Source organism: Ancylobacter mangrovi, assembly GCF_024752355.1.
In the GTDB taxonomy this organism is placed as follows: domain Bacteria; phylum Pseudomonadota; class Alphaproteobacteria; order Rhizobiales; family Xanthobacteraceae; genus Ancylobacter; species Ancylobacter mangrovi.
Genome location: NZ_JANTHZ010000001.1, coordinates 172572 through 194924, shown reverse-complemented (window position 1 = coordinate 194924; position 22353 = coordinate 172572). Strand labels below are relative to the sequence as shown.

General features: G+C 67.4%; 19 protein-coding genes. 9 read left to right on the top strand and 10 right to left on the bottom strand.

The features are described from left to right. Positions 1 to 64 precede the first annotated feature (64 nt). On the top strand, positions 65 to 952 hold the full coding sequence (locus NVS89_RS00840) for a YicC/YloC family endoribonuclease (protein ID WP_258730576.1): 888 nt from the start codon (positions 65 to 67) through the stop codon (positions 950 to 952). A gap of 4 nt (positions 953 to 956) precedes the next feature. Beyond that, on the top strand, positions 957 to 1622 hold the full coding sequence (gene gmk, locus NVS89_RS00835) for a guanylate kinase (protein WP_258730575.1): 666 nt from the start codon (positions 957 to 959) through the stop codon (positions 1620 to 1622). On the opposite strand, the gene rsmA is transcribed toward gmk, so the two are convergent. The 6 genes from rsmA to lptF all read right to left on the bottom strand — a co-directional run bounded on the left by rsmA (position 1595) and on the right by lptF (position 9398). Next, a complete protein-coding gene (gene rsmA, locus NVS89_RS00830) occupies positions 1595 to 2479 on the bottom strand; it encodes a 16S rRNA (adenine(1518)-N(6)/adenine(1519)-N(6))-dimethyltransferase RsmA (protein ID WP_258730574.1) in 885 nt (294 codons plus the stop codon). The genes gmk and rsmA overlap by 28 nt on opposite strands. Continuing rightward, entirely contained in the window at positions 2476 to 3546 is a 1071-nt protein-coding gene (gene pdxA, locus NVS89_RS00825) for a 4-hydroxythreonine-4-phosphate dehydrogenase PdxA (RefSeq protein ID WP_258730573.1), read from the bottom strand. Before pdxA ends, rsmA begins: the two co-directional genes overlap by 4 nt. A gap of 6 nt (positions 3547 to 3552) precedes the next feature. Next, entirely contained in the window at positions 3553 to 4497 is a 945-nt protein-coding gene (locus NVS89_RS00820) for a SurA N-terminal domain-containing protein (RefSeq protein WP_258730572.1), read from the bottom strand. Positions 4498 to 4646: 149 nt separating this feature from the next. Further along, positions 4647 to 7118 (bottom strand): LPS-assembly protein LptD, encoded by a 2472-nt coding sequence (locus NVS89_RS00815; protein ID WP_258730571.1) that lies wholly within the window; start codon positions 7116 to 7118, stop codon positions 4647 to 4649. After that, positions 7115 to 8200, bottom strand: coding sequence for an LPS export ABC transporter permease LptG (lptG, locus tag NVS89_RS00810; protein ID WP_258730570.1), 1086 nt, complete (start codon positions 8198 to 8200; stop codon positions 7115 to 7117). The genes NVS89_RS00815 and lptG overlap by 4 nt, the downstream gene beginning before the upstream one ends. Positions 8201 to 8240: 40 nt before the next feature. Then, positions 8241 to 9398, bottom strand: coding sequence for an LPS export ABC transporter permease LptF (lptF, locus tag NVS89_RS00805; protein ID WP_258730569.1), 1158 nt, complete (start codon positions 9396 to 9398; stop codon positions 8241 to 8243). Between the two features lie 215 nt (positions 9399 to 9613). Between lptF and NVS89_RS00800 the strand changes: the two genes are divergently transcribed. The 3 genes from NVS89_RS00800 (at position 9614) to NVS89_RS00790 (ending at position 13129) form a co-directional block, all read left to right on the top strand. Then, positions 9614 to 11122, top strand: coding sequence for a leucyl aminopeptidase (locus NVS89_RS00800; RefSeq protein ID WP_258730568.1), 1509 nt, complete (start codon positions 9614 to 9616; stop codon positions 11120 to 11122). A 55-nt stretch (positions 11123 to 11177) separates the two neighbouring features. Further along, positions 11178 to 11624, top strand: coding sequence for a DNA polymerase III subunit chi (locus NVS89_RS00795; RefSeq protein ID WP_258730567.1), 447 nt, complete (start codon positions 11178 to 11180; stop codon positions 11622 to 11624). Between the two features lie 272 nt (positions 11625 to 11896). After that, positions 11897 to 13129: a porin gene (locus tag NVS89_RS00790; protein ID WP_374114504.1), complete on the top strand. Its 1233-nt coding sequence runs from the start codon at positions 11897 to 11899 to the stop codon at positions 13127 to 13129. Positions 13130 to 13826: 697 nt separating this feature from the next. On the opposite strand, the gene NVS89_RS00785 is transcribed toward NVS89_RS00790, so the two are convergent. From NVS89_RS00785 to NVS89_RS00770, 4 genes are all read right to left on the bottom strand, one after another. Further along, on the bottom strand, positions 13827 to 15704 hold the full coding sequence (locus tag NVS89_RS00785; RefSeq protein WP_258730565.1) for an ATP-binding cassette domain-containing protein: 1878 nt from the start codon (positions 15702 to 15704) through the stop codon (positions 13827 to 13829). A 114-nt stretch (positions 15705 to 15818) separates the two neighbouring features. Then, entirely contained in the window at positions 15819 to 16352 is a 534-nt protein-coding gene (locus NVS89_RS00780; RefSeq protein WP_258730564.1) for a DinB family protein, read from the bottom strand. 426 nt (positions 16353 to 16778) lie between these two features. Further along, positions 16779 to 16997 carry a hypothetical protein gene (locus tag NVS89_RS00775; protein WP_258730562.1) on the bottom strand — a complete coding sequence of 73 codons (219 nt, stop codon included), beginning with the start codon at positions 16995 to 16997 and terminating at the stop codon, positions 16779 to 16781. 232 nt (positions 16998 to 17229) lie between these two features. Beyond that, positions 17230 to 17436 carry a hypothetical protein gene (locus NVS89_RS00770; protein ID WP_258730561.1) on the bottom strand — a complete coding sequence of 69 codons (207 nt, stop codon included), beginning with the start codon at positions 17434 to 17436 and terminating at the stop codon, positions 17230 to 17232. 293 nt (positions 17437 to 17729) lie between these two features. Here NVS89_RS00770 and ndk point away from each other — a divergent pair, with 293 nt between their 5' ends. The 4 genes from ndk (at position 17730) to NVS89_RS00750 (ending at position 22348) form a co-directional block, all read left to right on the top strand. Further along, positions 17730 to 18152 carry a nucleoside-diphosphate kinase gene (ndk, locus tag NVS89_RS00765; RefSeq protein ID WP_258730560.1) on the top strand — a complete coding sequence of 141 codons (423 nt, stop codon included), beginning with the start codon at positions 17730 to 17732 and terminating at the stop codon, positions 18150 to 18152. A 368-nt stretch (positions 18153 to 18520) separates the two neighbouring features. Further along, complete coding sequence (locus NVS89_RS00760) at positions 18521 to 19225, top strand: TerC family protein (RefSeq protein ID WP_258730559.1); 705 nt, start codon at positions 18521 to 18523, stop codon at positions 19223 to 19225. 177 nt (positions 19226 to 19402) lie between these two features. Continuing rightward, positions 19403 to 20152: a TerC family protein gene (locus NVS89_RS00755; protein ID WP_258730558.1), complete on the top strand. Its 750-nt coding sequence runs from the start codon at positions 19403 to 19405 to the stop codon at positions 20150 to 20152. An 81-nt stretch (positions 20153 to 20233) separates the two neighbouring features. Further along, entirely contained in the window at positions 20234 to 22348 is a 2115-nt protein-coding gene (locus NVS89_RS00750; protein WP_258730557.1) for a molybdopterin-containing oxidoreductase family protein, read from the top strand. Positions 22349 to 22353 lie beyond the last annotated feature (5 nt).

Below are 22353 nucleotides of genomic sequence, written 5' to 3'. Positions count from 1 at the left end.
CCGCCGGTATGTTCCGCGCGCCGACAGCCGGTCGGCGGTGAACGGCGCAGGGGCGGGGTAGAGTATGGCTTTGGCCAGCATGACGGGTTTCGCGCGCACGCAGGGCACCGCCGGTGCGTGGGGCTGGGCCTGGGAGCTGAAATCCGTCAACGGCAAGGGGCTCGACGTCCGGCTGCGCCTGCCCGGCGGCTGGGAGGCGCTCGAGCCCGTGCTGAAGCCGATCGCCGCGCGCGCCCTCAGCCGCGGCAACGTCTCGGCTAACCTCTCCATGACCCGCGCCGAAGCCGCCGTGAGCGTACGCGTGAACGAGGATGTGCTGCGCACCATCGCCACCTCGCTGCGCCGTGTCGCCGCCGATCTCGACGCCCCGCCGATCCGGGTCGAGGGGCTGCTGGGCATCAAGGGGGTGATGGAGGTCGCCGAGGCCGAGGAGAGCCCGCAGGAGCGGCGCGTTGCGGAGGCGGCGGTGATCGCCGGCTTCGAGCAGGCGCTGGGCGAGCTCGCCGCCATGCGTGCGCAGGAAGGCGCCGCGCTCGGTCTCGTGCTCAATGAGCGCCTCGACGGCATCGCCGCCCTGACCGCGCAGGCCGAGGCCAATCCGGCCCGCCAGCCCGAGGCGATCCGCGCCCGGCTCGCCGAGCAGATCCGCGCGCTGATGGACACGGGGGCGAATTTCGACCCCGACCGCCTCCATCAGGAGGCGCTGATGCTCGCCACCAAGGTCGACGTGCGCGAGGAGCTCGACCGGCTGGTCGCCCATGTCGCCGCGGCCCGCGCGATGCTGGCCGAAGGCGGGGCGGTGGGGCGCAAGCTCGACTTCCTGGCGCAGGAATTCAACCGCGAGACCAACACGCTGTGCTCCAAGGCCAACGACGTCTCGTTGACGGCGATCGGCCTGGAGCTGAAGGGGCTGGTCGAGCAGTTCCGCGAGCAAGTGCAGAACATCGAGTGAGGATATGAACGCGACCACCGCCGAGATCGCCATCGCCCGGCGCGGGCTGATGCTGGTTCTGTCTTCGCCTTCGGGGGCGGGCAAATCGACGCTCGCCCAGCTTCTGCTTAAGGAGCATCCCGAGATCCACCTCTCGGTCTCGGTGACGACGCGCGAGCGCCGGCCGAGCGAGGTGGACGGCATCCACTACCGCTTCCTGACCCGCGAGCGCTTCGAGCGCATGCGCGATTCGGGCGACCTGCTGGAATGGGCCGAGGTGCACGGCAATTTCTACGGCACGCCGCGCGAGCCGGTGGAGGAGGCGCTGCAGGCCGGCAAGGACGTGCTGTTCGACATCGACTATCAGGGTACGCTTCAGCTCTACGAGAAGATGCGCAGCGACATCGTCGGCGTGTTCATCCTGCCGCCCTCCGCCTTCGAGCTGAAGACGCGGCTCGAGCGGCGCGCCGAGGACGCCTCGGGCGTGATCGAGAAGCGGCTCAAGAACGCCCGTACCGAGATCGCGCACTGGCAGGAATACGACTACGTGCTGGTGAACCAGGACCTCGACGTCACCTTCCACGCGCTGATGAATATCCTGGCCGCCGAGCGCCTGCGGCGCGAGCGCCAGCTCGGCCTCACGCCGATCATCGAGCGGCTGGATCAGGAATTGGTGGCGCTGACCGCCTGAGCGGCTTCCGCGCGCATCGCCACCCACATGTTGGCGAGGGCGACGAAGCCCTCGACCGGCACCTGCTCGGCGCGCTCCGTTGGCGCGATGCCGGCCCGCTCCAGCAGGCCCGCCGTGTCGACGCCGAGGCTCTTCAGGCTCTGGCGCAGCATCTTGCGGCGCTGGCCGAACGCGGCCTCCGTGACCCGTTCCAGCGCCGGGCGCGGGCAGGGCAGGGGCGACGGGCGCGGCACCAGGTGCACCACCGAGGAGGTGACCTTGGGCGGCGGCACGAAGGCCGAGGCCGGCACGTCGAAGGCGATGCGCGCCTCTCCCCGCCAGCCGGCCAGCACGGCGAGGCGCCCGTAATGGGCGGTGCCGGGCGCGGCGACGATGCGCTCGGCCACCTCGCGCTGGAACATCAGCGTCAGGCTCTCGTACCAGGGCGGCCAGGGCTCGGCCGACAGCCAGCCGACGAGAAGCGGCGTGGCGATGTTGTAGGGCAGGTTGGCGATGATGCAGGCCCGCTCTCCCGGCACCACGAGGCTAGTGTGGTCGATCGCCAGCGCGTCGCCTTCCACCACTTCCAACCGGCCGGGATAGCGCGCGGCCACCTCGCCGAGCGCGGCGATGCAGCGCGCGTCGCGCTCGACGGCGACGACCTTGCGCGCCCCCAGCGCGAGAATGGCGCGGGTGAGCCCGCCCGGGCCGGGGCCGACCTCGATCACCGTCATCTCCTCCAGCCGCCCGGCGGTGCGGGCGATGCGGGAGGTGAGGTTGAGGTCGAGAAGAAAGTTCTGGCCCAGCGATTTCAGGGCCGAGAGGCCATGGTCCCGGATGACCTCGCGCAGCGGCGGCAGGTCGTCTATGGCGCTCATGCCGGCCGGCCATCGGCGAGCAACGGCGCGTCCTCGCCCACCGGGGCGGCTTCGCTCAGCTCGCGATCGCGGTCGGCGAGCCGGCGCGCGAGGCGCAGCGCCTCGACGAGGCTCGCCGGGTTGGCGCGGCCGGTGCCGGCGATATCGAAGGCGGTGCCGTGGTCGGGCGAGGTGCGCACGAAGGGAAGCCCCAGCGTCACGTTCACCGCACGGTCGAAGGCGAGCATCTTCACCGGCGCCAGCACCTGGTCGTGATAGGCGCCGACGACGACGTCATAGCCCTTGCGCGCGGCCGGGTGGAACAGCGTGTCGGCCGGGAACGGGCCGCGGGCGTCGATGCCCTCGCGGCGCAGCTCCTCGACCGCAGGGCGCGTGATCTCCTCGTCCTCGCGCCCGATCGTGCCCTGCTCGCCGGCATGCGGGTTGAGGCCGCAGAAGGCGATGCGCGGGCGGGCGATGCCGAAGCGGTGCTCGAGGTCGCGGGCGGCGATGCGCCCGGTCTCCACCAGCAGTTCGCGGGTGAGGGTGCGCGCGATATCGGCCACCGGCACGTGGATGGTGGCGGGGATCACGGCGAGCTCTGGCGACCAGATCATCATCACCGGGCGCGGCGGCGGATCGCCGGCGAGATGGGCGAGATATTCGGTGTGGCCGGGAAAGCGGAAGCCGGTGTCGTAGAGCACCGCCTTGGAGATCGGGTTGGTGACGATCGCGCTCGCCCGGCCGCTCTTCACGAACTGCACGGCGGCGTCTATGGCGGCCTTCGCGGCCGGCCCGCTGCTGGTGTCGGGCACGCCCGGCGTGGCGGTGGCCGCCGGCCCGGCCGGCACCACGGGAAGCACGTCCGCGAACAGCTCCGCAGCGTCCTCGGGGGCGCATTCACGCACCAGGGCGGGCACGCCGAGCCGCGCGGCGCGCGCGCGCAGGCACGCCGGGTCGCCGGTGATGAAGAAGGGCGGCAGTCGCAGCTCGGCACGGCTCTCCCAGGCGAGGAGCGCTATGTCGGGGCCGATTCCCGCAGGCTCGCCCAGCGAGAGGGCGAGGGCAGGCGTGGACGAGCGTGGCATGGGCGGTCAGCGATACTGGATCATGGCCTGCTTGCGGGCTTCTTCCAGCAGGCTCTTCGACAGGGAATCGAGCTGCTTGGCCTGCAGCTCGTTGCGCACTTCCTTCTTGCGCACGCTCTCGCCGACGATCTCGCGGCGGCCGCACACGGCGATGAGCTCGACCCCGGCCTGGGTGACCTCCGGCGCCGTGGTGTGGCCGACCGGCACGTCGCTCATGACCTTGCGCGCCTGCTCGGACATGTCGGCGGAGGTGCGGATGACCGGCTCGCGCACCACGGTCTCGCGCATGGCGCGCGCGGCGGCGACGCCGCTCTCGCAGTCGGTGAAGTTCTTGCGCAGCGCATTGGCCTCGCCGATGCGCCTGGAACGTTCCGAGGCGGGCGCGGTGCGCGACACCACGAGCACGATCTGGCGCACCGTGTATTCGGTGGTGCGCTGGGCCTTGGTCAGGTCCTCGCCCTTGTCCTCCATGGCCGCGAAGATGTCGGAATCGCGGATGGTGGCGACGGAGGAGAAGCGCCCGCGCACATAGGAATTCCAGACGTAGTCCGCCTGCATCTTGGTCTTGAGCGAGGCGGCGCTGAGGCCCTGCTGCGCGAGGCCGGCGGCGAGCTGGTCGGGCGTGCGCCCGTTGCGGCTGGCCATGGAGGCGAACATCTTGTCGACCTCCTCCTTGTCCGCGCTCACGCCATAGCGCTTGGCGGTGAAGATCTTGAGCTGCTGGTCTATCAGCTCGTCCAGCGCCTGCTTGCTGTTGATGTTGCGGCGCTCGGTCAGGCGCACCAGCTTGATCCATTGGCTGACGTCGAAGCTGGTGATGGGCTGGCCCTGCACCATCACCAGGATCTGCTGCGCTTGGGCGGGCGAGGGCAGGGCGGCTGTCCCGGCGACGGCGAGGAGGCCGGCGAGCAGGGCCGGGGCGCAGAGCGCGGCGCGGAACCAGCCGCTCACGCGCCGTCCGCCCCCTATGCGAGCCAATTTCTCCATTTCGCGCCTCATTTTCCTCCCGCTGCCCGGCGGTTATCCGATCCGGGCTGTTCTGATCAGCGGTTGTGGCGTCAATACGACGCCGGCGCAGAAAGCGCGCCGGGTCCTGCCGATCAGTTCGAACTCGACGAGTCGCCGACGTTGCTGGAGAACCCGGCAGCGCCCAGCGTCCGCAGGCTCACGGTCAGCAGCACCGTGTCGACCCGCTCGCGGTTCCCGCTCTCCGTGTAGTCCGACTTGTAGCTCAGCGTCAGGCCGAAGCACTCGTCGGCGTAGGAGATGCCGAACAGCGTGTAGTCGATCTCGTCCTGGCGCAGATTGTAGCGCGCCGCGCCCATCACGCTCCAGTTCTGATTGATCTTGTACTGGCCGGTGCCCAGCAGGCCCTCGCGCTGCTCGTAATAGCCGAGTTCGGGCTGCGCGGCGTAGAGGCCGTAGGTCGCCGAGAGCATGAGCTTGTTCACGACCGCCCGGCCTTCCAGCTCGTAGCGCTGCACCGACCAGTCGTCCTCGGAGAAGCGGAAGCGGTTGACCAGCGACAGGTCGTTGGTCGGCGCGTAGTAGACGCGCGCCACATAGTCCGACACGTCCTGGTCGAGGCCGGACTCGGCGCCGGTGTTCGCCATGTCCTCGTATTCGTAGGAGTTCTTGCCGAACAGCTGGTAGGACTGGCCGAACAGGGCGTTGACCTGGCCCGCGCCGTTGATGTTGGCGATGTATTGCAGGCCGACGTTGGCGCGGCCGCCGCCTTCCACCCGGTCATAGCCCGAGTACTTGTTGATCTCGAACAGGTTGGTGTCGTCGAAGATCAGGCTCTGGGCGTCTTCGTTCGGGAACTTGCCGATGTCGGACTCGTCCGGGCGCGCGATGATCTGCGCGATCGGCTCCAGCGTCTGGGTGCCCCAGCTCTCGACCGACATGAACGGATAGCGATATTCGAGGCCGACCGCCGGCATGGCGCGCACGAGCGATTCATCCCCGCTCGACAGCCAGGGCTCGTCGGCGGCCTCGGCCTCGACCGCGGCGACGTCGACCCGCACGTTCAGGAACGGCGTCCACACCTGCCCGGCATCGTCGATGAAGGTCCGGCGCCAGTCCGCCTGGCCCGACAGGCGGGTATAGGTGCCGGCCATGCCGCGCATCAGGCAGTCCGACCGCTGGGCGGCGGGATCGGCACCGACCTTGGTGAGGTCGCACTCGTTGGCCGGACCCTCATAGCTCACCGCCGAAGCGTAGGCCGCGGAGGTGGCGCGCAGGTCCACCTCGTCGCGGGTGAGGCTGGTCAGGTTGAAGTCGTAGCTGAACTCGCCGCCGAACACCGACTTGTCGAGCGTCTTCGAGTAGTCGATCACCGGTGCGATCACCGGGAGCTGGTCCTGGTTGTCGTAGGCGGTCAGGCCGGTGAAGTACTGCGTGCGCGCATCGAAGTAGCTGCGGTCGCCCTGGCCGATCAGGTAGAGCTGGGAGACCACCTCGCGCGTCGAATCGTCGATGAGGTTGTAGTCCTCCATGAAGGTTTCATCGGAGGTTAGCCAGCCGTCCCAGCCCCAGTACCATTGCTCGTTGATGTTGAACCGGCCGTGCGTCTCCAGCATGCCGCGCTGGTCGCGGTAGCCGGGCTGGTCGAGGAATTCGTCCTTGTCCTGCTGCTCGATGCCGGCGGCGCGGATCGAGTAGACGCCGGTATCCAGCCGGTGCCGGAACTCGCCGTCCAGCAGCACGCCCTGCTTGGAGACGAACAGCGGCGAGAAGGTCACGTCCATGTTCGGCGCGATGTTCCAGAAATAGGGAATCGTCGCGCCGTAGCCGATCTCGCTGGTGTTGATGAATTTCGGCATCAGGAAGCCCGACTTGCGCTTCACCGTCGGGTCGGGAGCGGACAGGTAGGGGACCCATGCGATCGGGACGCCGAAGAACTCCAGCCGGGCGTCCTCGAAATAGATCATCTGCTCCTTTTCCTTGTGGATGATCCGCGCCGCCTTCACCTGCCACAGGGGGGGCTTTTCCGGATGTTCCTTACAAGGTTCGCAGGGCGTGTAGGCGCCGCTGGTGAGCACGGTCGTGTCGCCGCCGGAGCGGTCGGCCCGCGCGGCTGTGAAATGCATGTTGTCGGGCGTGTCGATGCGCAGCGAGTTCACGAAGCCGTCGGTGAACTGCTGGGAGAGGTCGAGGTTCTCGGCGGAGATGATCTGGCCGGTGGAATCCTTCAGCCGGACGCCGCCTTCGGCACGCAGGCGGTTGTTGGCGCGGTCATAGACCACGCGCTTCGCCTCCAGCACGTTCCCGTCATAGTAGATCTGGACGTTGCCGTTCGCGATCACCTCGTTGCGGGTGTAGTCGTAGACGAGCTCATCCGCGGTCACGAGCATCTTGGCGTTGGGGTCCGACTGGCGCTTGCTCAGCATGTCGCGCGCCATTGCCGCCCCGCCCGGCTCCTGCGCGAGCGCCTGATGCGCCGGGACAAGCGTACCCAACGTGCTGGTAACTACCGTAAAGAACAGCCAACAGGCCGAGGCGTGCAGGCGGTCCTTGAACCGCTTCTTCACCACCCCGGACTGGCCGGCGTCGACGTTGCCGACCTTCATCCGTCCTCCCGGTGAAGCAGGATGAGAATACCCATCAATGCTCCAACGACCGCTGGAAACCACGCTGCAATCACGGGATGCACAATCCCGACCTCACCGAGATCCTCGGCAAGCTTGGTCGAAACATAAAGCAGAAAGCCGGCGGCCACGCCACCGAGAATCGTCTGCCCGATGCCCCCAAATCGAAAGACGCGGAGGCTGAGCGAGGCAGCGATAAGCACCATCGCCAGCAACAGCATGGGACGGGCGAGAAGGCTCTGATATTGCAGCCGATAACGTTCCGCGCCGAAGCCGACCCGCGTGGCGGCATCGACCGCAGCGGGCAGGTCCCAGAAGGACACGGTTTCGCTCTGCAGCGATTCCTGGACCTGATTCGGGGTGAGATTCGTCGCGACCATGTAGGTATCGTAATTCTGCAAACCTATTCCAGGCGTTAAGACGCGCGCGTCATGGAGTCGCCATGCACTGTCTTCGAGCGTCGCGTTGCGCGCCTCGATGCGCTCTTCCAGCTTCCCGTCGCGCCCGAACAGGAACACGTTCACCCCGGAAAGCTGCCGCCCGCCGTCCGTCTTGGCGGCGGCCTGGATGATGGCCTGCCCGTCGACGCTCTGCTGGCGGATCCAGAAACCGGCGCTGGTCGAGGAGAAAAGGCCGGTCTGGCGGTTGAAGATCTCCGCCTCGATCCGGTTCGCGCGTTCCTTGAACTCGGCCGAAACGGGATTGTAGACCGTCGTCGAGACCACCCCGAGCAGCATGGCGATGATGCAGGCGGGGGTGATGAACTGCCACGCCGAGACCCCGGCCGCGCGCGCCACCACCAGTTCCAGCCGGCGCGACAGGGTGAGGAAGGTGCCGATGGCGCCGAACAGCACCGCGAACGGCAGGAGCTGCTCGGTGAAGAAGGGCGCGCGGTAGATGATCAGCAGCAGCAGGGTGAGGCTGTCGACGTCGCGCTCGCCCACGCGCCGCGACATCTCGAGGAAGTCGATCAGCATGATCAGCACGGCGCAGCCGACGAAGATGCCGAGCACCGAGCCGAGGAAGCGGCGGCCGAAATAGAGCCCGAGCGTGCGTCCGATCACGGGCGGTCCCCGCAGACGATTGCTGCAACCATGGCGCGCCTCAATCGACCGTCGCGCGCACGACGCGCTGCGCCATCTGGTCGATATGGCGCCGCATCGCTTCCGGCATGCGCGGCTTGAACCGGCCGCTCAGCGAGAGCGCCGAGCCGATGAGGAAGACGATCGGGACCACATAAACGATCGGCACCAGGTCGGGGTCGTGGCGCACCTGATTGATGAGGCCGAAGCTCACCACTTGCAGCACGATCACGTAGGGCGCCGTCGCCGCGAGCGCGAGCCCGCGCCCTTCGCGCGTCGTGCGCGGCTCGGCGAGCGCGGCCACCGCGATGCCGAAGAAGGCGAGCACGTAGAGCGGCAGCGACAGGCGGCGATGGATCTCCTCGGTGTAGCGGCCGGGGTCCTGCTGGTAGCCGGGATCGTTCGGGTCGGGGTGGAGCAACTCGCTGAACGAGCGTTCGGGCGCGCGATAGACCGCGTTGTCGCCCGCCGAGGTGAAGGGCGACAGGTCGAAGGCGTAGCGCTGGAACTCGACCACGTTGCTGTCCGACTTGCCCGGCGTGCGCCGGTGGATGGCGCCGTCCTCGAGGATGAGGAACGTGCCCTCCTGGGTGTCCACCACCTGGCCGCGGTCGGCGAGATAGGTGTTCACCTCGTTGGGGTTGCGCGCGTCATTGATGAAGATGCCGCCGAGGACGCCGCTGGAATTGCGCTCGCGCACATTGAACACGATGCCGTCGGCGAGCGTGGTGAATCGTCCGGGCTGGGCGATGAAGGCGACCACGTCCGCGCGCACGCGCGAGATTTCATAGCGGAACTGGCGCATCGCCGCCGGCACCAGCTCCATCGACAGGGCGGTGCAGCCCGCCGCCACCAGCAGGGCGAGGATGATCAGCGGCCGCAGGAAGCGCCAGGTCGAGATGCCCGCCGCGCTGGCGACCACGATTTCCGAATCGCTGTTCATACGGAACAGGGTATGGGACACGGCGATGAACAGCGCCGCTGGCGCGAGGCCGAGGATCAGCGCGGGCAGGGCGAGGCTGGTGATGACGATGAAGGCCACGATGGTCTGGCCCTGCGTCGTCATAATGTCGAGCTGGCGCAGGGCCTGCGTCACCCAGATCATGCCGGTGAGGACCGCGAGCGTGCCCACGAAGGCGAACGCTGCCGAGCGGAAGACATAGCGGTCAAGTCGGGTCATCAAGCGGCGTTCCCTGTCGTGCCTTCCGAAACGTCCGCCGCCCCGAGCGTCGGCAAGGTGGAATGCGATCAATAAGCGGGCACGGCGCGCGGTGCAATTCACTCGTGCCGGCGAGTGGATAAGGACCGCGAATCTGGCCGTATCGGGGCCCTCGTCGTGGCAGCGTCATTCGGCTAAACATGACCCACAATCCGGATGCGAAAGTGGAAACGACGATGGGCGATACGGTAAAAATCAGTTTCGCGGGGCTTCCCACCACCCTCGATGGCCTTGTGGTGCTTCTCGCGGCCGAGGGTGGAAGCGAGGGAGGCCCGGCCTTTGCGCCCGCCGTCGAGGCGCTGATGGCGCCGGCCGGCGACCTCCTCGCCCGCGCGGCGCGCGCGGATCACTTTGAAGGGAAGTCGGGCAAGACGCTCGACCTGGTGGCGCCCGCCGGGCTCGACGCCAGCCGCGTCATCGTGGTCGGCGTCGGCAAGCCGTCCGCGCTCAAGCCGTTCGACTGGCTGAAGCTGGGCGGCTCCATCATGGGCAAGGTCCCCGCCGCGGCGAAGGAGGTCTCGGTGGTGCTGGCGCTGCCCGAAGGCGAGGTGACGCCCCAGTCCGCCGCCGAGCTCGCGCTCGGCATGCGCCTGCGCGCCTATTCCTTCGACCGCTACAAGACCCGGCCCAAGCCCGACGAGGCGACCGCGAAGCCGAAGGTGACTCTATATATAGAGAACGACAGCGCGGCGAAGCGCGCCTTCCGCAAGCGCGAGGGCATCGGCGACGGCGTGATGATCGCCCGCAGCCTCGTCAACGAGCCGGCCAACGTTCTCACCCCGACCGAATTCGCCAAGCGCACCGGCGACCTCTCCAGGCTCGGCGTCGATGTCGAGGTGCTCGGCGAGAAGGAGATGAAGAAGCTCGGCATGGGCGCGCTGCTCGGCGTCGGCCAGGGCTCGAAGCAGGACAGCCAGGTCGTCGTCATGCGCTGGAACGGCGGCAAGTCCGGCACCGCGCCGGTCGCCTTCATCGGCAAGGGCGTGGTGTTCGACACCGGCGGCATCTCGATCAAGCAGGCGGCCGGCATGGAGGACATGAAGGGCGACATGGCCGGCGCCGCCTGCGTGGTGGGGCTGATGCACGCGCTGGCGAGCCGCAAGGCGAAGGTGAACGCGATCGGCGCCATCGGCCTGGTCGAGAACATGCCGGACGGCAACGCCCAGCGCCCGGGCGACATCGTGACCTCGATGTCGGGCCAGACGATCGAGATCATCAACACCGATGCCGAGGGGCGGCTCGTGCTGGGCGACGTGCTCTGGTACGTGAAAGAGCGCTTCAAGCCGCAGTTCATGGTGGATCTCGCCACCCTGACCGGCGCCATTCTGGTGGCGCTGGGCACCGAGAATGCCGGCCTGTTCTGCAATGACGACGCGCTGGCGGGCCGCCTGCACCAGGCCGGGCTCGATACCGGCGAGAAGGTGTGGCGCATGCCGCTCGCGCCCGAATACGACAAGCTCATCGATTCCAAGTTCGCCGACATGAAGAACACCGGCGGCCGGTTCGGCGGCTCCATCACCGCCGCGCAGTTCCTGAAGCGCTTCGTCGGCGAGGTGCCATGGGCGCATCTGGACATCGCCGGCACCGGCCTGAACTCGCCCACGAGCGAGTTCAACCGGAGCTGGGGGTCGGGGTGGGGCGTGCGCCTGCTCGACCATCTTGTGGCGCAGCACTACGAATCGTGAGCGCCGGCGACGGCCGGCGGCCGCCTTTCCACGAATCGGAGGCAGCGACCGGCCGATGACCGAGGTGTTCTTCTATCACCTGACGAATCGCCCGCTCGAATCGGCGCTTCCCCAGCTTCTGGAGAAGTGCTTCGAGCGGGGCTGGCGCTGCACGGTGCAGGCGACCACGGATGAGCGCGTGGCGGCGCTCGACCAGCTCCTGTGGACCTATGACGACGCGTCCTTCCTGCCGCACGGCACCGATCGCCAGCCCGATGCCGCGCGCCAGCCGATTCTCCTGACCACGAATCCGGCCAATCCGAACGGCGCCACGGTGCGTTTCCTGGTCGAGCAGGCGGTCATCGACGATCCCGATACCTATGCGCGGGTGATTCACCTGTTCGACGGCGCGGATCCCGACGCTGTGGACCAGGCCCGCGAGAGCTGGCGCGCCGCGAAGGCCGCCGGGCATGACATAGCCTACTGGCAGCAGGGCCCGGACGGCCGCTGGCAGCGGCGCTGAGCCTGCGCCGCCCGTCCCGGCATCACGGCGTTAACCGTTGATTTACCACGTCTTTTCTAGTTTGATCGGCGAGGGTCGCGCGTAACGCCATACCCCTTGCCCAAATTGTGTCTGGACGGCAACACTCCGTCGCGGAATGGCCGCCAGAGCCCGTTTGGGGCCACTTTGGCTTTGCACCGTCCGGGCGTTTCCAACAATATCCTCCACGGATGCCGCGCCTCGCGGGGAGTCCTGACAATCGAAAACCCAACATTGGTCCAATTTGGGGGAGAATGAAGTTGAAGACGGTCATCAAGAACGCGCTGCTCGGCTCTGTTGCCGGGCTTGCTATGGTCGGGACTGCTGCGGCGGCCGATCTGCCTGTGAAGGCGAAGGCTGCGGAATACGTGAAGATCTGCTCCACCTACGGTGCGGGCTTCTATTACATTCCCGGCTCTGACACGTGCCTGAAGATCGGTGGCTTCGTGCAGACCGATTACTACTACCAGGATTTCTCGTACCTGCCGAAGGACGAGTACCAGGACTCCTACTTCCTGGCTCGTGGCGCTCTGCGCGTCGACGCCCGCACCCAGACCGAGTACGGCACGCTGCGTTCGTACTTCGAGTATCGCCTGACCTACGGCGGCGGCGGTTCGAACTTCTCGGAGTCGACCAACTCGAACCTCGACAAGGGTTACATCCAGTTCGCTGGGTTCACCTTCGGTAAGGTTCAGTCGTTCTTCGACTACTACGCCGACAACAACGTTTGGGGTGTCGACTCGATCGAAATCACCTCGGACGAGAACTCGATCGTCGCCGCTTACACCGCGGACTTCGGCAACGGCTTCACGGCCACGATCTCGATCGAGGACGACTCCTCGCGCGCTGACGGCGTCGACTACGACATCTACGGCGACACCGAGACCGACATCCCGGCCCTCATCGGCAACATCAACTACGAAGGCGAGTGGGGCGGCTTCCAGATTTCGGGCATGGTCCGTCAGCTGGACTCCGACTACTACGGCTGGAGCAGCGGCGACGACGTGGGTTGGGCCGTCCTGGGCGGCGTGAAGTTCAACCTGCCGACCTTCGGCGAAGGTGACACGCTGTACATCGAAGGCACCTACGCTGATGGCGCTTCCGAGTACACCGGCATCAACGGTTCGTACGCGCCGATCAGCGCGGTCTACGACCTGTACTACAACCCGGTGACCGACAGCTACGAGTCGTCGAAGAGCTGGACCATCGCTGGCGAGCTGACCCACTTCTTCTCGCCGAACGTCTACGGCGTCGTGTTCGGCAACTACGGTGAGGCGGACATCCCGACCAACACCACCACGTCGAGCTTCGACCTCTTCAACGTTGGCGCCAGCCTGAACTGGAGCCCCGTCAAGGGCCTGCTGTTCGTCGCCCAGTACACCTACGGCGAGGCGAACTACAACCAGCCGGTTTACGACTACAAGGGCAACCTGACCAGCAACTCGGACTTCAACCAGGTCCTGCTGTCGGTTCGCCGCACCTTCTGATCTGATCAGAACGGTCCTTCTGGAAACCCCGGCCTTGTGCCGGGGTTTCTTTTTGTCTGGACGCCGGTGAGCTCGGCCGTCGCGTCCGCCGGCAAAGGTGCGCGGAGCGAGCTAGGTCCAGGTGGCTGTTTTGCCGGCTCAGTTGATTGGGCGGCGATCCGCGCCGATCAACAGGACGAATGCGGGCGCACGTTCGGTTGGTCGCGTCAGCGTGTGAGTGTCGACCTATGAGTGTCGGCCTTGGATGTCGACCCACGGGGTGCCTTGCCATGGGTGCCGGCATGAACGTCCTCGGCGAGACCTGCCTCGGGGCACCCGTCCTTGTACGTGCCGCGAACGGCTTGACGCGAGGTCGAGGCTGGTCAGCAGGCGGAGCGAGGCATGTGCGTATCCACATGCTGCCGGCATTAGTTGCGAGACAGACCTGTCGCTGGCCGAACCAGACAATCTTCTGAAGTGAAATTCCGGCAGGCTGGCAAGCGCGTCGCTTTCGCCAGCCGCCCGCCATTATGTCCGGTCGTCAGCGGTTGTATCGGTCGTCTGCGGCTTGATCGACGCGTGTCTACCCGGCCGCGGCGTGGCGCGCGCGACGGCGCAAATGCTCATGGCAGCTTCGGTCATGCCCGCCGCTCGGATGCGCTGCGCGAATAAGGCCTTCCCGAATCTCCCGTTCCCACCGAATGGGAACGAATGACATTCACACCTCGCCAGTTTCGGCGCTCTCGAGTGCGGTCGCGAGTTCCAGCCACGCCTCCTCGGCCTCGGCGAGGGCGGTCGCGGCGTCGGCGCGTTCGCGCGCGATGCGCTGGGCGCGGGCGGGGTCGCGGCTGTAGAGAGTCTCGTCCGCCAGCAGGCCATCGAGCCCTGACACACTGCGTTCAAGCTTGGCGATAAGTGATTCGGTTTCCTTGATCTTCTTGCGCAGCGGCGCGGTCTCGGCCCGCTTTTCGGCGGCCTGCCGGCGCTCCTGCGCGCGCGAGCCGGCCGCCTCCTTGCGCTGCGAGGACGCGCCGCGGCCGACCACGAGACGCTGATACTCCTCGAGGTCGCCCTCGAACGCGCGCACCGTGCCGTCGGCCACCAGCCACAGCCGCTCGGCGCTGGCATCGAGCAGGGAGCGGTCGTGGCTGATCAGGATCACCGCGCCCGGATAGTCGTTCAGCGCCTCGATCAGCGCCTGCCGCGCGGCGATGTCGAGATGGTTGGTCGGCTCGTCGAGAATCAGCAGATGCGGCCCGTGAAAGGCGGCGAGGCCGAGCAGCAGGCGCGCCTTCTCCCCGCCCGACAGCGCCGCGATCGTGGTGTCCGCCGTTCCGCCGGAAAAGCCGAGCTCGGCGGCGCGCGAGCGCACCTTGGCCTCGGGCGCGTCGGGCATCAGCCGGCGCACGTGATCGTAGACGCTCTGCTCGGCCACCAGTTCGTCGAGCTGGTGCTGGGCGAGATAGGCGATCTCCAGCCCGGCCGCGCGCACCATCGAGCCGCCCTGCGACTCCAGCCGCCCGGCGATCAGCTTGGCGAAGGTGGACTTGCCGTTGCCGTTCGGTCCGAGCAGCGCGATCCGGTCGTCATGGTCGATGCGCAATGTCAGGTTGCGCAGCACCGGCTGGCCCGACTGGTAGCCGACGCTCACATTGTCGAGCGCGAGGATGGGCGGGGAGGGAATGCGCGCGGGATGGCGGATCGAGATTGCCGCCGCGGCCTCGCCGACGGCTTCGGCGATCGGTGCCATGCGCGCCAGCGCCTTCAACCGCGATTGCGCCTGGCGCGCCTTCGATGCCTTGGCACGGAATCGTTCGACGAACGATTCCATATGCTTGCGCCGCGCGTCCTGCTTGGTGCGCGCCTTCTGGTCGAGCACCAGCTTCTCCGCCCGCTGGCGCTCGAAGGAATCATAGCCGCCGCGCCAGAGGGTGAGCTTGGCGCTCTCCAGATGGAGGATGGAGGAGACCGAGGCGTTCAGAAGCTCGCGGTCATGGCTGACGATCAGCACCGTGTGCGGATAGCGCGCGAGATAGTCCTGCAGCCAGAGCGTGCCCTCGAGATCGAGATAGTTGGTCGGTTCGTCGAGCAGCAGCAGGTCCGGCTCGGCGAACAGGATGGCGGCGAGAGCGACGCGCATGCGCCAGCCGCCGGAAAAGTCGGAGCAGGGGCGCTGCTGCGCCGCCTCGTCGAAGCCGAGCCCGGCGAGGATCCGCGCCGCCCGCGCCGGGGCGGCATGCGCGCCGATATCGGCGAGCCGCAGCTCGATCTCGGCGATCCGCGCCGGATCGCTCGCCGTCGCCTGCTCGTCGATGAGCCGGGCGCGCTCGACATCGGCGGCGAGCACGATGTCGATCAGCCGCTCCGGCCCGGCCGGGGCCTCCTGCGCCACCTGGCCGATACGGATGCCCTGGGGAATGCGGATGTTTCCGGTCTCCAGCGCCATCTCGCCGGTGATGGCGCGGAACAGCGTCGTCTTGCCGGCACCGTTGCGGCCGACGAGGCCGACCCGCGCCCCGTCCGGTATGAAGGCCGAGGCGTGGTCGATCAGCAGGCGGCCGGCGATGCGCAGGGAGATGTCGTCGAAGGAGATCATGCCCGTCTTGTGCCGCGCGTGCGGCGGGCGGGCAAGAGCCTTCGGGCCGAACATTTCGTCCCACTCGGCGCCTGTCGGATCAGCGCCACGCCGCCCGCCCGCCGGCGTGAGGGCTCAGCTCGGCTCGGCGTGGGCGAGGCCGGCCTCGCGCTGGAACATCAGCAAATCGAGCGAGGGCGTCGCGGCATTGCCGAGAAAGCCGCTGATGAGGCAGTGCGCCTGCCCCCGATGATGGGTCTGGTGGTTGAAGAGGTGGTCGAGCACGCCGGCGACCGGCTGGACGAAGGGCTTCCCGCTCATATTGGCATAGTGCAGATCCGCCATCAGCACGCAGTCGCTGAGCGTGTCGACGAAGGCGCTGATCCGCTCGTCCTCCACATGGCGCGCGGTGGCGAGTTCCGGCAGCGTGTCGAACAGAATGGCGTCGAGCCGGTCGGGCGCCTCGCCGCTGCCGGTGATGCGGCGCATCCATATGCGATCGGTCACCAGCAGGTGGTTCAGCGTGCCGTGCACGGAGCCGAAGAAGGCGCCGCGCTCGGCGCGGTACTGCTCGTCGCTGAGGGCCGCGGCGGCGGCGTAGAGGCGCCTGTTGGCCCAGGCGTTGTAACCGGCGAACTGGCGATAGCGGCCGACGGCAAGATCGTTCATGGCGTTCACTCGCGGCAGTGGTGAGCGGCCATGATCGGCCGTTCCACGCCGATTCACCAATTCCCTGCCGTGATGGATGCCATCGCATCGGCGTGATCGGTCCCGGGCTGCGCCGGATAATCGATGCGCGGGAAAGGGAAGGCCCCGGCCGGACACCAGCCGACCGGGGCCGCATGCGCGGGGTCAGGTCGGCGGCAGCGACCCCGCGTCAGGCGTCCGGGCTCGGCCCGGATGTCGCGAGCTTGCCGCCATGCGCCGGAACCCGGGCTGAACGCCGCGTTGCTATCTGTTCATGTGTCGGGAGCGGCCGGGGAGGGCCGGAAAAGAAAGAGCCCCGGCTCCTTGGGGGGAGGAGCCGGGGCGTATGGGCTCGCGTGGGGCTTGGGGGAGTGGGGATGCCGCGAGCCTATCCTTGAAAATCTCGTGTCAGTAGCAGACGGGGCGCTCGACCTGGACCATCCGGCCCGCATCGCTCATCCAGCGCGTCTGGATAACGCAGTCACCAGCAACCGGCTGGGCCGGAATTTCCACCGTGGCAACCTTCGGCTTCGGCGTGAAATAGCCGGTGGCCGAGGCGGCGCCGACGAACAGGGCTGTGAAACCCATGACGGCAGCGACGGCACTGATGGCAATCGTCTTCAGCATGTCGGTCCCTCCACCAGCCGGTGGAAGCCACCGGCCCTGCTATGACGTCACTGCGCCTTCCTCGTCTGCGGATACGCACGCAAGCCTGCCGCCGCCCCTTCCGGGTGGCCCAAGGGAAGTTTGCAATACGCTTCCACTCATCCGTGGCTGACCTGTGTGATCCGTTAACGTGGTCTTAACGTGTGTAGTGGGGATAAGGTTCCAAGACCCGTTCATGAAGTCGTGATAACGCTTATCGCGCGAATACGCAGTGGGGCACTTTCTCCATGCGCGGCGTGCCGGTGAATACGGCCCGCTCCTGCATGAAGCACGTCCGGTAGCCCTGCGGGACCTTGGCCTGCCCGTTGTCGGTGGCGTCGGCCACGGACACGTAGGGAAGGGCGAGAAGGCCCGTAAGGGCCAGCGTCGCCGCGATCATGATCGGTGAGAGCTTCTTCACGTCGTGCCCCCCATTGCGCTGCACTGCGGACAAGAACGGCCGGCTCGCCGTTGCGTTCCACCATAGAGGGCGCGCGGGCGGCGTTTTCCGCATGCGCACGCCATGTCGAGCGTGGATGCCGCGCCGGTCGTTCCGGCAAGGAAGGGGCTCAGGCGGACGTCGAAGGGCGCTTAGAGGAGCGCTTCGGGAGGCACTTCTTCTTCGCAAGTGCGGCTCGTCTTGTCGTCGCCCGGGGGCGCAGCTATAAGCCGCTGCGAAACCAGCAACCCAAATGGCTTCAAGGAACGAACGTCATGGCGCTCGAGCGCACCTTTTCGATCATCAAGCCGGACGCGACCCGGCGCAACCTGACTGGCGCCATCAACAGCTACATCGAGAAGGCTGGCCTGCGGATCGTCGCGCAGAAGCGCATGCTTCTCACCCGCGCCCAGGCCGAGACCTTCTACGCGGTGCACAAGGAGCGCCCCTTCTTCGGCGAGCTCGTCGACTTCATGATCTCCGAGCCGATCGTGGTGCAGGTTCTCGAAGGCGAGAACGCCGTCGCCAAGTATCGTGAGGTGATGGGTGCCACCAACCCGGCCAACGCGGCGGAAGGCACCATCCGCAAGGACTTCGCCCTCTCGGTCGGCGAGAATTCGGCGCACGGCTCGGACAGCCTCGAGAACGCGGCGATCGAGATCGCCCAGTTCTTCGCGGGCAATGAGATCGTCGGCTGACGATCATAGTCTTTGCGGCAGGTTCCGCTGAGTTCGCGCCCCGTCGGGATACCGGCGGGGCGTTTTCATTTTGCGCGGCAGCGTAGATTTGTGCGTCTGCAGCATCATTGATTCAAGAAATTTTGCCCGGAAGGCTTGGCCGCCGCATAGATTATTATGTATGTTGGCCCCATGGGCGCTGCGGGGGTCCGGCCATTGGAGAAGTGGCCCGCAGCGGGGATGCCGATTATGGCGCGCCGAAGAGCGCCCGGGAGTGGACCCGCCGGAGTCACCTCCTCTTGCCTCACCTTGAAATGGCGCGCCAACGCCAAAGGACCACGTTCGATCTCCCTTTTCGGGAGCGGACGGCAAGGTGAGGGAACACCATCATGAGCTACCTTGAGCCGCTCTTCTGGCTTGCACTCCTGAAGATCATCTGGATCAACGTCCTGCTTTCCGGCGACAACGCGGTCGTCATCGCCATGGCCTGCCGCTCGCTGCCCGACAAGATGCGGCGCACCGGCATGATCCTCGGCGCCGGCGTCGCGGTCGGCATGCGTATCGTCTTCACCGCCATCATCGCGGTGCTGCTCGGGCTGCCGTGGCTGCGCATCGTCGGCTCGCTGGCGCTGCTCTACATCGCCGTGGACCTGGTGCTGCCGGAATCTGAGGGCGAGGAGGGCGGCGTTACCGCTCATGACAGCCTGTGGCGTGCCGTCGGCACCATCGCCATCGCCGACCTGGTGATGAGCCTCGACAACGTCGTCGCCATCGCGGCCGTGGCGGACGGCAACTGGACGCTGATCATCATCGGCCTCGTGATCTCCATCCCGATGATCATTGCCGGCGCGGCGCTCATCATGGGCCTGCTCAGCCGCTTCCCGGTGCTGGTGTGGGCCGGCGCGGCACTGCTCGGCTGGGTGGCCGGCGAGATGTTCGTCTCGGACATCAAGATCCTCGAATATTTCGGCGAGGCCACGGTCCATCACTTCGAGTATGTCGCCGCCGGCCTCGGCGCGGTGCTTGTCGTCGCCGCCGGCTGGATCATCTCGCGGTTCCGCCAGTCCGCCCACGCGGCGGACCCGCACGCCTGACGAGCCGGCCCGCGATTTCCCTCGCCGGGGCGCCCGCGACCTGAAAAGGCCGCGGGCGCCGTCCGTTCCGGAGGTCGAAACTGGCACGAATAATAAAGTATGCCAGATCGGCGCCAGAAGGGGCGGCAGGGTTTCGCGGGGGAGGTTACGCTCGATCTACCGACCAGAGAGGAACCGATGGATTTCACCAGCCCTGTGTTCTGGGTCTCGCTTCTGCAGATCATCTGGATCGATCTGCTGCTCTCCGGCGACAATGCGGTCGTCATCGCGCTCGCCTGCCGGTCGCTTCCGGACCGGCAGCGCAAATGGGGCATCCTGCTCGGTGCGGGGGCCGCGGTGGGCCTGCGCATCGTCTTCGCCCTCGCCGTGTCGTTCCTGCTCGGCGTGCCGTTCCTCAAGGTGGTCGGCGCGGCGCTGCTGTTCTGGATCGCCATCAAGCTGGTGCTGGACGAGGATGGGGGCGAGCATCACGTCGAGAGTTCGGACAGCCTGTGGAAGGCCGTGCGCACCATCGCCATCGCCGATGCGGTGATGAGCCTCGATAACGTCGTCGCCATCGCGGCGGCGGCGCGCGGCCATGCCGAGCTGTTCATCTTCGGCCTGCTGCTGACCATCCCGCTGATCGTCTTCGGCTCGCAGCTCATCCTGAAGCTGATCTCGCGCTTCCCGATCCTGATCTGGTTCGGCGCCGCGCTGCTCGGCTGGATCGCCGGCGAGATGCTGGTCGGCGACAAGGTGGTGCTGGAGTTCATGCAGGGCTATTCGGCGGGTCTCGTCGACGTCGTCATGGACCCGGAGGACCCGGTGGGCCTGAGGGCGGCGGCCGTACCGCACTATCTGGCCGGCGCCGTGGGCATCGCCTTCGTGCTCGGCCTCGGCTGGTTGCTGAAGAACCGCCGCTCGGCGGCCGCCGCCGGCTCGCACTGAGCGCGCATCATCACCGGCGGGCCCCGCCGGTGATGTTCAATCGGAAGGCGCTCCGCTATCCTGCGCGGCGGAGCGCCTTTCATGAACCAGCACATCGACCCGAAGCATCCGGCGGTCGCCGCCGGCACCGGCTATTCCGCCTGTCCGCACGACTGCCCCTCGACCTGCGCGCTGGAGATCGACATCTCCGGCGGGCGTATCGGCCGGGTGCGCGGCTCGCGCGCCAACAGCTACACGGCGGGCGTCATCTGCGCCAAGGTCGCGCGCTATGCCGAGCGGGCCAACCACCCCGACCGCCTGACGCAACCGCTGCGCCGCACCGGCCCCAAGGGCTCGGGCAGCTTCGTGCCGATATCGTGGGACGAGGCGCTGGACGAGATCGCCGGGCGCTTCCGCGATGCCGAGCGGCGCTACGGGCCGGAGACGGTCTGGCCCTATTTCTACGCCGGCACCATGGGGCTGGTGATGCGCGACGGCATCAACCGGCTGACCCATGCAAAGGGCTATTCGCGCTTCTTCTCCAGCATCTGCGTCAATCCGGCCTGGAGCGGCTTCCTCGCCGGCCCCGGGCGCCTTGCCGGCCCCGACCCGCGCGAGATGGCGAAGTCGGACCTCGTGGTGATCTGGGGCACCAATCCGGTATCGACGCAGGTCAATGTGATGACCCACGCCGTGCGCGCCCGCAAGGAGCGCGGGGCGAAGATCGTCGTGGTCGATGTCTACCGCTCACCGACCATGGAGCAGGCCGATGTTCCGGTGCTCATCCGCCCCGGCACGGACGGCGCCCTGGCCTGCGCGATCATGCATGTCCTGTTCCGGGACGGCTTTGCCGATCGCGCCTATCTCGCTGAATTCGCTGATGATTCGGCCGGTCTTGAATCACATCTTCAAGACCGCGGGCCGCAATGGGCGCAAGCCATCACCGGCATGCCGGCGGACGAGATCGAGAAACTCGCGCAACTCATTGGCCGGACTCCGAAAACCTTCATCCGCGCCGGCTACGGCTTCACCCGCTCGCGCAACGGCGCGGTGAACATGCACGCGGTCACCTGCATTGCCACGGTGGCGGGGAGCTGGCGGCACGAGGGCGGGGGCGCCTTCCACACCAACGGCGCCATCTTCGGCTGGAACAAGCGGATGATCGAGGGGCTCGACCTTCTCACCGGCCCGGCCGGGGCGGCGCGCCAGCTCGACCAGTCGCGCATCGGCGAGATCCTCGACGGCGATGAGGAGGCGCTGGCCGGCGGGCCGCCGGTCACCGCCATGCTGATCCAGAACACCAACCCGGTCTCGATCGCGCCGGACCAGGAGCGCGTGCGGCGCGGCTTCGCGCGCGAGGACCTGTTCGTCGCGGTCCATGAGCAGTTCATGACCGAGACCGCGCAGATGGCCGACATCGTGCTGCCGGCGACCATGTTCACCGAGCATGACGATCTCTATCAGGGCGGGGGCAACCAGTATGTGCTGCTCGGGCCGAAGCTTGTCGACCCGCCGGGCGAGTGCCGCTCCAATCACGAGGTGATCACCGCGCTCGCGGACCGGCTCGGGGCGGAGCACCCCGGCTTCGCCATGAGCCCGCGCGAATTGGTCGACTGGACGCTGCGCAATTCCGGGCGCGGCACGCTCGATGAGCTGGAGGAGCGGCGGTTCATCGACGTGCAGCCCGACTTCGAGACCGCGCATTACCTGAAGGGCTTCGCCTGGCCGGACGGCCGCTTCCGGCTGCGCCCGCAATGGAACAAGGTGCCGTTCAAGGCGCCGGCGAAGTTCGGCCCGCATCAGGCGATGCCGGAATGGCCGGACCACTGGGACGTGATCGAGGAGGCGAACGAGGAGTACCCGTTCCGCCTCGTCACCGCGCCGGCGCGCTCCTTCCTCAATTCCAGCTTCACCGAGACGCCGGGCTCGCAGGCGCGCGAGAAGCGGCCCGAGCTGATGATCCATCCCGAGGACGCGGTCGGGCTCGGCCTCGCCGAGGGCGATCTCGTCGAGCTGGCGAGCGCACGCGGCGCGACGCTGCTGCATGCGCGCCTGTTCGACGGCCTGCGGCGCGGCGTGGTGGTGGCGGAATCGATCTGGCCGAACCGCGCCCACGAGGGCGGCAAGGGCATCAACAGCCTCACCGGCTCGGACCCGGTGGCGCCCTTCGGCGGCGCGGCGCTGCACGACAACCGGGTGCGGATCGCCCGCGCCTGAAGCCG